This window comes from Nostoc sp., from assembly GCF_036917635.1.
In the GTDB taxonomy this organism is placed as follows: Bacteria; Cyanobacteriota; Cyanobacteriia; order Cyanobacteriales; family Nostocaceae; genus Nostoc.
This window is the reverse complement of sequence record NZ_JBALCW010000110.1, coordinates 201,728-215,282: the sequence shown is the minus strand read 5'-3', so window position 1 is coordinate 215,282 and position 13,555 is coordinate 201,728. Positions and strand designations below refer to the sequence as shown.

Below are 13,555 nucleotides of genomic sequence, written 5' to 3'. Positions count from 1 at the left end.
TAGCTAATGCGACTGCCAAGGTTAATCTTTGTTTTATTCGGTTGATGGTTAAGAGGCTTGCTGCACCTTCTTAGATGTCAAATGGGTTCTATATATAGTAGGTATTTTGGGAAATCGTATCAGCCTGATGACAGACCAAGCACATCAAGGAGATTTAGAAATAAATCCATCGCCATTAAAAGCTTTTCTCAATGAGTTGCATTCTCAGTACAAGTCAGTCGAAGAGGGTGCAGTAACGAAATATATTCCAGAACTGGCAAAGGCAAACCCGGATTTGTTTAGCATTTGCATTGTGACAGTAGATGGTCAGGTTTACAAAGTTGGCGACTACGATCACCTCTTTACAATTCAGTCAATTTCCAAGGTGTTTGCTTATGGACTTGCTTTAGAAGATCATGGACTGGATTACGTTTTGACTAGAGTTGGCGTAGAACCAACGGGGGATGCATTTAACGCGATTATTTTGGATGAGCAATCAAAGCGACCTTATAATCCAATGGTAAATGCAGGTGCGATCGCAACTACCAGCTTAATTAAAGGTTCCGGCCCCACCGAACGCCTCAACCGAATGCTGGATATGTTTCGGCGATATATTAGCCGCGATGTGTTCGTTGACATTTCAGTTTTTACCTCAGAACGCAGTACAGGGCATCGTAACCGCGCAATGGCGCATCTGATGCTCAACTTTGGCATGATTGACCGGAATATTGAAGAGTCGCTGGATCTTTATTTTCAGCAGTGTGCTGTGATGGTGAATTGCCAAGACTTAGCAGTGATGGCGGCTACCCTTGCTAACAGAGGTATTAACCCCATTAGCAAAGAACGGGCGGTGGATAAGCGTTACATCAAAGATATTTTGAGTGTGATGTATACCTGCGGAATGTACAACTTTGCTGGTGAGTGGGCTTATAAAATTGGGATTCCGGCGAAAAGTGGAATTTGTGGTGGAATTATCGCCGTTGTACCCAATAAGATGGGCATTGGAGTTTTTTCGCCCCTGCTAGATGTGCGTGGTAATAGTGTGCGGGGGGTAAAGGTGTGTGAAGAACTTTCCCAAAGGTTAGGGTTACATTTATTTGACTGTTCAGGTGAAGAGGCTAAATTTGAGTAAATTAGAAGAGTTATTTGAAAGCGATAGTCGGGATTAACATTATGCATGAAGTTTCAAAGCAGACTATAGAGACAGCACAAAAACATGCTCAAAAATCAATTGAGCATAGCAAAGAAATACAAGAGTTGGGTAAGAGTTTACAAACAGATGACCAAATCGAGCCGGAACAAAAAGAACGTATCCAAGCCTATGGAGAAACCATGCACGAACACACGCAGAAATTTCAAGAATTGGCGCACAGACTAACAGAAGATCCTTCAACAGATTTATTTTCAGAAACAGTAAAGGAGCATATAAAGGTAAATCAAGTTCATATCGAAGCAATGAAAGAATTTCAAAAGATAGAGCCGCCAGCTTAAATAATTCGTAATACTTCGACTTCGCTTAGTACAAGTTCGTACCTCGGCAACGCTTGGCAACCTAATTCGTGAATTTTGTTTTGCATTAGCGAACGCGAGTGCGTCTCGTCTTGGGGGGGCAGGGGGGAGAAGCCCATACATAAATTTAGGGCTGCTGAAAACTTGGACGCATTATTTCTTGTAGCACTTTCCGCTCGAAATAAATACTTTTGCTTTTGGGCATAAATAAATTTAGGGTTGCTGAAACCCTTTTTTTAGGCTAATTCCAGTATCTTTCTCCCCTGTCCCCTGCCCCCTCCCTCTTCGATCAAAATTCTTCTGCTTGGGGAAGCGGGAATATTTCACCTGATAAGTAAGCTTGAAAGTGCTTTTGGAAGTACAACCATGAAGTCATATCTTCCCCATCTATCAATGCTTTTGGGGCTTTTTTATATAGAGGAATACGGTTATTAATTTCGTCTTGCAGGAGTGGGGGCAGTTCTATTAAACCATTGATTTTGCTGCCAACAGCACTGTAGATAAGTTGACCGGGGCGATCGCCCATTTTCATCCAGGGGAGCCATTGACCAATCCGATCCCAACTCAGTTTGAGTTGAGAAACTGACGAGAGGGCTGTGTTAAATAAATCTGCGGTTGGCACTGTTAATTTAAACAATTCTGCTGCCTGATAAATTGGATTTGGGCTGTATTCGGCAAATTTTGGATCGTCTGCTAGGGGATTAGGGTAATAGGGAAATATATCAAAAACAAAGGTTGTACTGTCACCATCTACTTGGGCGGGAAAATTCCCCTTAAACTTCCCCTGTACTGGATTATTCGCAACGTGGATCACCGGAACTGTTTCGCCTGTCCAAGGATTATCCCATTTGGCTAAGACTTCATCTGTTTGTGGGTTGAGGTAGTAAGTTAATTCCCTGGAAGTAAAATCCCAGCTACCCTCTGCTGTGGGAATACATCTGCTAACACTCAATCCCAGCATCTTAAACAGGAGTTGTTTTTTCTCACCGGGGATAAAAGCGTAAATTTTACCTTTCCAGATTAAAAAAGTGGATTCGTTAGGGTCGAGGGAAGAACGAGTTTTAACCCAGTACTGCGCTTCAAGTTCTTGAATTTGGGCAACCATCTAAAGTATCTTTAATATTTGGATAACAAAAGAATAAGCTAATCAGCATTCAAGTTGCATCTTTGTCATTGGTCATTTGTCATCTGTTGGAAGAATAAGCGCCCTCTCTAAGCAACTGCATAAAGTTTTTTCTTTCTTGGTATGAAAGCACCCTGCTGCCCCCTGCCCCCTACCCTCTGCCTCCTTATTTATCATTAGACAGAATTCGTTCTGGTCAAAAATCCGCCTTCAGGTGCTAGCAAAGACTCTAGTAGACCAACCATTATGCTATCTGGCGTGTTTGTAAATATTGTGCAATCAATGACATTTGCGATCGCCACCAGAAAGGGCGGGTACGCCATCGCGCCACAAGACACAACAAACTGAACTGGAACTGATGGGAGGATACTGCGTGAGAATTGGTGCTAACTACTTGGGTAACGGAGAGTGTGAATTTACAGTTTGGTCTCCACTATTAGAGAGCGTCACGGTACAAATTTTGACGCCAGAACAGCAGTTAATTCCGCTCAAGCCTCAGTCTGAGGGATACTGGCAAACGAAAGTCAACGATGTGTATCCAGGCACGCTTTATCGGTATGTCTTAAATGGGCAAGACGCTTTTGCCGATCCCGCGTCGCAGTATCAACCGGAAGGGGTGCATGGGCCGTCTGAAATTGTCGATCAACACTTTGAGTGGACTGATGAAGGGTGGGCTGGAATTCCTGTGGAGTCGATGATTTTTTATGAAGTTCACGTTGGGACTTTCACGCCTGAAGGAAGTTTCACCGCTATTATTCCCCGCTTACCGGATTTAAAAGAACTGGGAATTAACGCCATTGAAATCATGCCCATCTCCCAGTTTCCGGGAGATACCCATATTGAAGCTTCTCTTGCATACCGCAACTGGGGTTATGACGGCGTTTACCCTTATGCTGTGCAAAATTCTTACGGTAGCCCAGCCGAACTGAAGCAACTGGTAAATGCTTGTCACCAACACGGAATTGCCGTAGTGCTGGATGTGGTGTATAACCACTTTGGCCCAGAAGGCAACTATATGAGTCAGTTCGCGCCTTATTTTACTAAAACCTATAAAACGCCTTGGGGCGAAGCGCTGAATTTCGACGATGCCCATAGTCAGGGTGTGCGAAATTATTTTATCCAAAATGCGCTTTACTGGTTGCGCGATTTCCACATAGATGCATTGCGGCTGGATGCCGTTCAAGCAATTTACGACTTGGGGGCGAAACATTTTCTGTGGGAATTGGCGGAAGCAGTTCATCATTTCTCACAACAAGGGCAAAAATGGAAACGCCATCTAATTGCCGAAAGTGACTTGAATAATCCGCAAATAATTCGTCCAGCAGAATTGGGCGGATATGGTCTTGATGCCCAGTGGAGTGATGATTTTCACCATTCATTACACGCACTGTTGACAGGCGATCGCCAAGGATATTATCAAGATTTTGGGCAATGTGCTGATTTGGCAAAAGCTTATGAAGATACTTTTGTCTACGATTGGAAGTACGCACCACACCGCAAGCGATTTCATGGCGTATCTTGCCGCGATCGCCCGCTATCACAATTTACAATCTGCATTCAGAATCACGATCAAATCGGCAATCAAATGAAAGGAGAACGCCTCAGCCAGAAAATCTCTTTTGAGGGATTAAAGTTAGCTGCTGGCGCTGTGCTACTATCGCCAAATTTACCCCTGTTGTTCATGGGAGAAGAATACGGCGAAACAGCACCCTTCATTTACTTTGTCAGTCACTCCGATCCAGATTTAATTCAATTAGTTCGAGCCGGACGTAAACAAGAGTTTGAAGCATTTCACTTCGCAGATGATCCCCCAGATCCGGAATCGTCAGAAACTTTCCTAAAGTCTAAACTCAATTGGGAATTACGTAATAACGGTAAGCACAAAGTTCTCTGGGATTGGTATCGTCAGTTAATTAATTTACGCAAGACGCATCCAGCACTTTTGAATCAAGATCGCAACTCTATCAAAGCGACTAGCGATAAAGAGAAGGACTTGGTGATTGTGCGTCGTTGGTCCGAATCAAGTGAACTAATATTTGTGATGAACTTCAATTCGTCTTCAGTGAAAGTGACTCTGCCGTTTGAGCAAAATGCTAATAAATTGTTAGACTCTGCTGATACCTCATGGTCTGGGCATGGTTCTGAAGCTCCTGAACATCTGTCTGTAGGCCAAGAAGTAAAATTGCAAGCTACTAGTTTAGTACTTTATGAAAAAGGATAAGGGGGAGAGTTAGCGAACTCCAACAACTAAATTATCCAATCTTGTGGGGTATTTTATTACTTGGAAGTCTCTTAGAACTAAAAGTTTCAGCCTTATAACCTCAACGTTTGAGTTAAAAGGCTTAACGTTTGAGTTAAAAGGCTTAATGTTTGAGTTAAAAGGCTTAACGTTTGAGTTAAAAGGCTTAATGTTCAAGCTAAAAGGCTTAACCTTCAAGCTAAAAGGCTTAACGTTCGAGCTAAAAGGTTGGGGAGCATCCCGTCAGGTGCAAAAACCTTGATAGCCCTCATTCCCTAACCCCTTCTCCCAAAGATGGAAGAAGGGGAACTAGAATTATGTCTCCCCTCTCCCAAATATGGGAGAGGGGCTGGGGGTGAGGGAAAAGACTTAAGCACTCATTAAGATGCTCCCAAGAGGTTGTTTAAAAGTGGTTGACTGTGATTTTAGGTACTTTTTGATCCCCCCTAACCCCCCTTAAAAAGCTACGGTGTACACACAAGTCAAATTACCCCCCCTTAATCGCCCCGATAGGAGGGAAACAATAAATCTAATTCCCTCACCTTTATATCGGGAAGGGTTATGGTGGGGTAAAACCTTGGTTAATCAGCTATTTGAGACTTGTGTACACCACCGTAGCCTTAAAAATGGGATCAAAGTCCCCCAATTTATCCAGGAATTTAGGAGGATCTAAAATGTTTTGCTACCGTGAAGAGGACTTTTCAAACATCCTCTAAGGGACTGACAAGAAATAAATTATTTCAATAAACGAACCTTATTAGACACAGAGAACGCAGAGAGAAGAAATAGAGAGAGTTTTTGCGTCAGTTTTGGAACATTTTTTTATTTGGAAGTCCCTAAAAGGCTTAACGTTCAAGCTCAACCTCCCTCATCTCCCTTACTTTCCACACCCCATTCAAAAAAACTATGCGAATTCCCACCGCAACTTATCGAATTCAGTTTACACCTCAGTTTGGCTTTGACAACGCCAAAGCGATCGCAGCTTATCTAGCAGATTTAGGTATTTCTGATTTATATGCTTCCCCGATTTTCAAAGCAAGATCCGGGAGTACCCACGGCTACGATATAGTAGATGCCAATCAACTTAACCCCGAACTGGGAACTAATGAATCCTTTGATGAATTAGTTGCTGAAGTTCAATCGCTTGGTATGGGCTGGTTACAAGATATTGTGCCAAACCACATGGCCTATAGCAGCGAAAACGATTACTTGATGGACGTATTGGAACACGGCCCAGATTCCAGCTATACCGACTACTTCGATCTTTCTTGGAATGCTCCGTTTGGCGATCGCCAACAGCGAATTCTCGCGCCGTTACTGGGAGATTTCTATGGTACATCCCTGGAAAACGGACACATTCAACTGCAATACGAACAAAACGGTTTAACCGTCAACTATTACAGCTTGAAACTACCACTGCGGTTAGAATCTTACACAAAATTTATCACCTCTAATCTGGGTAAGCTCACCCGGACACTGGGACGCAATCATCCCGATTTTATTAAGCTATTGGGGATTCTCTACATTCTCAAAAGTGTCCCCTCAGAAGTTGCAGGAAAACAGCGACAAGACCAAATCGCATTTATTAAAGGATTGGTTTGGGAACTCTATAATACAAACGATGCAATCCACGAGTTCATTGACGAAAATATCCAAACATTCAACGGAGAACCCGGAAACTCAGAAAGCTTTAACCTCCTAGATGAATTACTAAATGACCAGTTTTACCGCCTCGCATTCTGGAAAGTTGGCGCGGAGGAAATGAATTACCGTCGTTTCTTTACTGTTAATGAACTAATTTCTGTTAAAGTTGAAGAAGTGCGGGTTTTTAATAATACCCACAGCTTAATTCAGAAGCTGGTTGAAGAAGGCAAATTTACTGGTTTACGGATTGACCATATTGATGGGCTTTATAACCCAATCCAGTATCTCGAAAGGCTGCGAGAAAAGACGGGAGATGTTTATATCACCGTTGAAAAGATTTTAGAACTGACTGAAGATTTGCCGGAAAACTGGGCGATTGAAGGAACATCTGGATATGACTTTCTCAACTATGTAAATGGCATATTTTGTCAAGTTGAAAATGAATCATCCTTCGATAAAATTTACCAGAACTTTATTAGTTCTAGAGTAGATTATGCCTCGGTAGTGAAAGATAAAAAGCACCTGATATTGGAAAAGAATTTAGCAGGTGATATTGACAATCTGGCACTTTTGTTAAAGAATGTTTCCAGCAAATATCGCTATGGCAATGATTTTACACTGAATGGATTAAAAAGAGCGATCGCGGAAGTTTTGACACTGTTCCCGATTTACCGTACCTACATTACACCCGATGGAATTGGAGAAAGCGATCGCGCTACCATTCAGAAAGTAATCGATCAAGCCAAAGAACAAACGCCCCTGTTGCAGAACGAACTGACCTTTATTGAGAAGTTAATGCTGCTAGAGTTTGATAATTCTCTGACTCAAACAGAACGCGAACAGTGGATATATTTTGTTTTGCGGATGCAGCAATACAGTGGGCCGTTAATGGCAAAAGGCGTAGAAGACACCACATTATATGTTTACAATCGGTTGCTGTCGCTGAATGAAGTCGGGGGAAATCCTGGACATTTTGGCATCGACTTAGGCAAATTTCATGCCTTTAACAAACAGCACCAAGAAACCTGGCCTCACACAATGAACACCACAGCCACCCACGACACCAAACGCGGCGAAGATGTTCGCGCCAGATTGAATATCCTCTCAGAAATCCCCGATGATTGGGATCAGCAGGTAAATACCTGGAGTGCTATGAATCGAGGACATCGTAGCCATCGCCAGGGGTTCGCTATGCCCGATCGCAACGACGAGTATTTTCTCTATCAAACCTTGGTAGGGGCGTTTCCTTTTGCAGAACACGAACATGCGTCCTTCGTGGAACGGGTGAAAGACTATATAATTAAGGCAATTAGAGAAGCGAAAGTGCATACAGCATGGTTGCGACCTGATAGTGAGTATGAAGAAGCTTGTACCTCCTTCATTGAGAAAGTACTCGATCCTTCCCTCTCCGGGGAATTCCTAGAAGCCTTTCGTCCCTTTCAAGCGCGAATTGCAGAGTATGGTATCTTCAATTCCCTTTCCCAAACACTACTAAAGATTACTGCTCCCGGCGTACCCGATTTATACCAAGGAACAGAACTTTGGGAACTAAGCCTAGTCGATCCAGACAATCGCCGTCCCGTGGATTTTGAACAGCGACGCACCTACTTAAGCGCCATCCGCGAACAAGTGAAAACCGACATTCTAGGTTTAATTCAAGAATTGCTGAGTGATAAAACCGACGGCAGAATCAAACTGTTTTTAACGGCTCAATTACTCCAAGCCAGAACAAACTATGTCTCATTATTCCAGGACGGCGACTATCTCCCCTTAGAAGTTCAGGGAACCCACGCCAATCACATAATCGCCTTTGCACGACGGGAAGGGAATCAAACAGCGATTGCGATCGCCCCTCGCTTCTTAACAAACCTCATCCAGCCAGGAGAAAACCCCTTGGGAGAGTTAGTATGGCAAGATACGCACCTGTTATTACCCCCTGGAACTCCCTCCACCTGGAAAAACGTCATTACTCAACAACCTTTACAGGCTACACAAACCCTATCTATCGGAGCAGCCCTCGCCCATTTCCCAGTCGCCCTATTAGTTAATAGTGCCGAGTAAATAGATAAATCCCTCTTACGCAGAGAAAACTCCTAAAACCTCTGCGTACCTCTGCGATTCCCTTTGCGTCCCTCTGCGTTAAAAAATTCTTCCAAACTCCTCACACCCCGTCAAATGAAATTATGACCATACCAGCACTTACCACGACGCAGATTGACACCGTGCGATCGCATATTAAAAAAACCTGGAAAACCTTAACGCGATCGCACGAACACTTATTACAATCTGCCAAAGATACCAAACTCGACCACAAAACCGACACTCCCTGGATTGTCTACATTTCCCCCTTAGAAGATTGTCCTAACATTCAGACAGTATTAGAGCGATCGCTATCCCCAAAGGATATGCAAAGAATTCAAATTCGCACTTTACCCTCAGAAGTCGAAGCGATAAAAGAGCATGGCTTACTGTACTTACCAGGGCCTTATGTCGTACCAGGCGGTCGATTTAACGAAATGTATGGCTGGGATAGCTACTTTATATTACTGGGACTTTTGCACGATGAAGAATTGGAGCTAGCACAAAGCCAGGTAGATCAATTATTGTACCAGGTGAAGCATTACGGCACTATTCTCAATGCCAACCGGACTTATATGCTGTCGCGATCGCAGCCGCCAGTCCTCAGCATGATGGTTTTGGCACTATTCCAGCACACCCAGGATGAAGAGTGGTTGAGGACAACCGTACCGCTTTTAGAACAATTTTACTATTACTGGGTAGTACCGCCCCATTTGAATCCCGGAACCGGCTTATCCAGATTTTATGCCTTTGGGGAAGGCCCAGCGCCAGAAGTTGTGTTCTCCGAGCGCGATGAAGAGGGAAAAAGCCACTACGATCGCGTCAAGGAATATTACCAAACCTATGAGGTTGAAGATTATGATGTCAATCTTTACTACAATCGGGAAAATGACCAATTAACCAACCTATTTTATAAGGGCGATCGCACTATGCGCGAGTCCGGTTTTGATATCACCAACCGATTTGGCCCCTTCAGTGCTGATATCCTCCACTACGCTCCTGTGTGCCTCAACAGTTTGCTGTATCAGGTAGAACAAGACTTGGCGCAAATTAACAATATTTTGGGGAACGAACAACTGGAAAAACAATGGCGCGATCGTGCAGATATCCGCCGCGATCGCATCGATCAATTTCTTTGGGATGAAGAACGAGGACTCTATTTCGACTATCACTTCCAGAGTGGAAAAGCCCGCCGCTACGAATTTGCTACCACATTTTATCCCCTATGGCTAGGAATTTCTTCTCAAGCCCAAGCCCAGCGCGTTGTAGAAAATCTCTCTTTGTTTGAAGCTCCAGGCGGAATTTTTACCAGTACTCATATCACCGGGAACCAGTGGGATGCTCCCTTCGGTTGGGCACCATTGACGTTCATTGCTGTCCTGGGACTTCACCGTTATGGGTTTCATACAGAAGGCGATCGCATTGCTAACAAATTTTTAGCTATGGTAATTAAAGAATTCGAGCGTCACAATACCCTAGTTGAAAAATATGATGTTGAACGCTGTTCTGCCAACGTTTCTGACGAAATCTCCTTTGGATATAGTTCTAACGAAGTTGGTTTCGGCTGGACAAATGGAGTCATCCTGGAACTCTTAGCAGGTGGTGGGAAAAAAGTTTAAATATAAAGGCGTGAGTTTTTTCCTCACGCCTTTATCTTACAGCTATTATCAGGTAAATAGACCACGCGGTTAGACATCTCCGAAAAAGAATATAGAAACGCGAAATTTCGCGTCTCTACAAGGGTTTTAGGTTACGCATATTTTCTGGAGATGTCTATTGAGTAAAATTTATAAGATGCGGTCAGATTTTATAATATAACGGATACGGATGACACCACAAGACGCACGACAATACGCACCAGCAACCCAGCGCAATAGCGAACCAATTATAGAAGTACTTTTGCAAGTGTTGCCAAAGAGTGGCACGATATTGGAAATAGCAAGTGGTACTGGCGAACATGCAGTATTTTTTGCCCCCAAGCTTAGTCCTCGTGCGTGGTTGCCAACAGATGCAAATCCACAATTACGAGCCAGCATTACTGCATGGGCTGAACACTTTGGCTGTTCTAATCTTTATCCACCGCTTGAGCTTGATGTCAGAGAATCAGTTTGGGGTGTGGAGAATCCTGCATTTGATTGGCTTAATAAGGAGCCACTTGTTGCGATCGTCAACATCAATATGATTCACATTTCACCCTGGTCAGCCTGTCTAGGACTAATGGCAGGGGCAGGGCGGATCTTACCAACAGGAGGTATCCTCTATTTATATGGGCCTTTTAAACAAGGTGGAGAACATACAGCAGCGAGTAATGCAGCTTTTGACGAATCTTTACGCGCCCAAAACCCAGAGTGGGGTGTACGTAACTTGGATGATGTTGTCGCAGTAGCTAGCGCCCAAAATCTTACCTTGAAACAGACTTACCAAATGCCAGCAAATAATCTTTCAGTAGTGTTTGAACGTTCTGCTAATCAATAATTCCTAGAGAGCCAGTCCACTAATAATAAATTAGACTTTACAAACATCATCTGAAATTCATAACCAAATTATGTTAATCTTTTGTCGCTGATAAGTCAAGTTAATAAAATTCGTAAAATTTATATCTATTAGTGAACAACGAGATCCCCGACTTCTTAGATAAGTCGGGGATCTGAGTCTTGCGATTTTCACAAATCAAATAGGATTGCTATATAACGCTATCTTATTACTCTCACTAGAGAATATTTAAAACCTTGTTTCTCCGGCTTTGAAAAAGATTCAAGGTCAGCATCTTATTTTTATCTTTTCAGAGATATAAAAGAGCGATAAATAACAATTATGTTACGCAATGTAACACTAATTAAATTCGCTCTTAGTCACTTCCAAATAAAAAAATACTCAACTACTTCTTGTGGGGTGGGCATCTTGCCCGCTACTATCAGCAAAGATTTTTATATTCAGCACCTAATTATTCTCATCTTTACGCTTATCGTAAGGTTCACCTGTAAAAGGTTGTACGCCTGTAGCAGGATAAGCGTCATCATTAGGCCCAAAAATCCGCATTGCAGCTTCAGAAATATACTTGGTTATATTCGCAATGATGTTGGAAATAGCCATAATATTGGACTCCTTTTTTCGAGCCGCTTTAATTGTGCTACCTATACTCTAATACTGATATTCAAGGCTGGCTCTTATTCTCAATATATTGAGACTATATGCAATGTTTATTCAGATAACTTCGCAATACTTTAGGTTGTTAAAAACTCAAAGCTTTCTCTTTGATTCTAATTGTAACATAGTTGTTTCTCCAACCCCAGTTGGGAAAAGAGCGAAGAAAAACAAAGGATATTGTTCCATTCATTAGCCACCTTATCCATTAACATTATTGCTAGATATTACTATTAAAAAATATTAAGTATTTTATGAAGTTAGTATTAATTTGCCGATGAATCTACTGTTGTACGGCAATCTCAGAAAATATACTTGCCGATAGTTGACATTATTTATGGTAAATATTACCATAAATAGCAGAAGCATCTTGTAAGGAAGCTCTTGCATGACAACTTTGCCAGATTTGGACTATGTATATAAACAGCAAAGCCAGCAGAACGAGGAACTAAACCTCTCTGCGGATGATTACAGCTTACTGACCGACCTTTACCAGTTAACAATGGCAGCTTGTTACACAGGCGAAGGTATAGAACAACGACGGGCAAGCTTTGAGTTGACTGTTAGGCGATTGCCAGAGGGTTTTGGTTATTTAATTGCAATGGGGCTAACGCAGGCATTGGAATATTTGGCCAAATTCCGCTTTAGTTTGGCGCAAATTGCGGCATTACAGGCAACGGGAATTTTTGCTCAAGCAGGCGATCGCTTTTGGTCACTTTTAGCCCAGGGAAAGTTTACAGGTGATGTTTGGGCAGTACCAGAAGGGACGGCTGTGTTTGCCAATCAACCATTGTTGCGAATAGAAGCACCACTTTGGCAAGCACAACTAGTAGAAACTTACCTGCTGAATACGATTAATTACCAGACTTTGATTGCCACAAAAGCAGCGCGATCGCGGGATATAGCGGGGGAATCAGCAACACTTTTAGAATTTGGCACAAGACGAGCATTTAGTCCTCAAGGCTCTTTGTGGGCGGCGCGGGCGGCGTTAGCTGGTGGGTTAGATTCCACATCCAATGTGTTAGCAGCGCTACAACTGGGACAAAAACCAAGTGGTACAATGGCACACGCTTTAGTCATGGCGTTGTCAGCAATAGAAGGCACTGAAGAACAAGCTTTTAGTGCATTTCATCGATATTTTCCGGGTGCGCCATTGCTGATTGATACTTACGATACCATTGCAGCTGCCCAGCGCTTGGCCGAAAAAGTAAATTCCGGGGAAATGCAATTAACAGGAGTGAGATTAGACTCAGGAGATTTAGTTACCTTATCAAAACAGGTGCGATCGCTCCTTCCCGGTGTGCCAATTTTTGTCAGTGGCGACTTGGACGAGTGGGAAATTGCCAAATTAAAAGCTGCTGGGGCGCAAATTGATGGTTACGGACTGGGAACGCGACTAGTTACAGGTTCGCCTGTAAATGGAGTTTATAAACTTGTGGACATTGATGGCATCCCAGTGATGAAGCAATCGAGTGGTAAAGTTACTTATCCAGGGCGTAAGCAGATTTTTCGCTCGTTTACGGGAGGGAAGGTAAAAGCAGACAGGTTGGGGCTTTTAGGTGAAATTGCTTTGGAAGAAGAAGCTTTGTTGCAGTTGGTAATGCAAGAAGGTGAACGGGTGCAGCCGTTGGAGTCGTTGGCAACAATTCGTCAGCGTACCGCCGCATCAGTTGCCAGTTTGCCACAACAGACACGGCGTTTGGATCATCCGGTGGCTATAGAAGTGGAGATTTCTGAGGGGTTACGGGTGTTGACTGAGGAAACTAAGAAACGAACCGCAGAGGCACAGAGAACACAGAGGTAAAATTACTGTTTCAGTATGTCTGAATTACGAATTA

The 13,555-nt window shown here is 43.1% G+C and carries 9 protein-coding genes; 7 read left to right on the top strand and 2 right to left on the bottom strand.

Translation table 11 applies throughout. From position 1 onward, the window contains the following. Positions 1-127 precede the first annotated feature (127 nt). Both glsA and V7K32_RS27560 read left to right on the top strand, forming a co-directional pair. A complete protein-coding gene (gene glsA / locus V7K32_RS27565) occupies positions 128-1,111 on the top strand; it encodes a glutaminase A (RefSeq protein WP_334997926.1) in 984 nt (327 codons plus the stop codon). A gap of 41 nt (positions 1,112-1,152) precedes the next feature. Continuing rightward, complete coding sequence (locus V7K32_RS27560) at positions 1,153-1,470, top strand: hypothetical protein (RefSeq protein WP_334997924.1); 318 nt, start codon at positions 1,153-1,155, stop codon at positions 1,468-1,470. Between the two features lie 307 nt (positions 1,471-1,777). Here the strand turns inward: V7K32_RS27560 and V7K32_RS27555 are convergent, their stop codons facing one another. Then, complete coding sequence (locus tag V7K32_RS27555; RefSeq protein WP_334997922.1) at positions 1,778-2,593, bottom strand: DUF1838 domain-containing protein; 816 nt, start codon at positions 2,591-2,593, stop codon at positions 1,778-1,780. Between the two features lie 391 nt (positions 2,594-2,984). Between V7K32_RS27555 and treZ the strand changes: the two genes are divergently transcribed. The 4 genes from treZ (at position 2,985) to V7K32_RS27535 (ending at position 11,048) form a co-directional block, all read left to right on the top strand. Further along, a complete protein-coding gene (treZ, locus tag V7K32_RS27550; protein WP_334997954.1) occupies positions 2,985-4,832 on the top strand; it encodes a malto-oligosyltrehalose trehalohydrolase in 1,848 nt (615 codons plus the stop codon). Positions 4,833-5,756: 924 nt separating this feature from the next. Further along, positions 5,757-8,555, top strand: a complete 2,799-nt coding sequence (treY, locus tag V7K32_RS27545) for a malto-oligosyltrehalose synthase (protein ID WP_334997920.1) — start codon at positions 5,757-5,759, stop codon at positions 8,553-8,555. Positions 8,556-8,677: 122 nt separating this feature from the next. Then, positions 8,678-10,192, top strand: a complete 1,515-nt coding sequence (locus V7K32_RS27540) for a trehalase family glycosidase (protein ID WP_334997918.1) — start codon at positions 8,678-8,680, stop codon at positions 10,190-10,192. Positions 10,193-10,400: 208 nt separating this feature from the next. Continuing rightward, positions 10,401-11,048 (top strand): DUF938 domain-containing protein, encoded by a 648-nt coding sequence (locus V7K32_RS27535; protein ID WP_334997916.1) that lies wholly within the window; start codon positions 10,401-10,403, stop codon positions 11,046-11,048. A 465-nt stretch (positions 11,049-11,513) separates the two neighbouring features. On the opposite strand, the gene V7K32_RS27530 is transcribed toward V7K32_RS27535, so the two are convergent. Continuing rightward, entirely contained in the window at positions 11,514-11,666 is a 153-nt protein-coding gene (locus tag V7K32_RS27530) for a hypothetical protein (protein ID WP_334997915.1), read from the bottom strand. A 439-nt stretch (positions 11,667-12,105) separates the two neighbouring features. Here V7K32_RS27530 and V7K32_RS27525 point away from each other — a divergent pair, with 439 nt between their 5' ends. Next, a complete protein-coding gene (locus V7K32_RS27525; RefSeq protein WP_334997913.1) occupies positions 12,106-13,521 on the top strand; it encodes a nicotinate phosphoribosyltransferase in 1,416 nt (471 codons plus the stop codon). Positions 13,522-13,555: the final 34 nt, after the last annotated feature.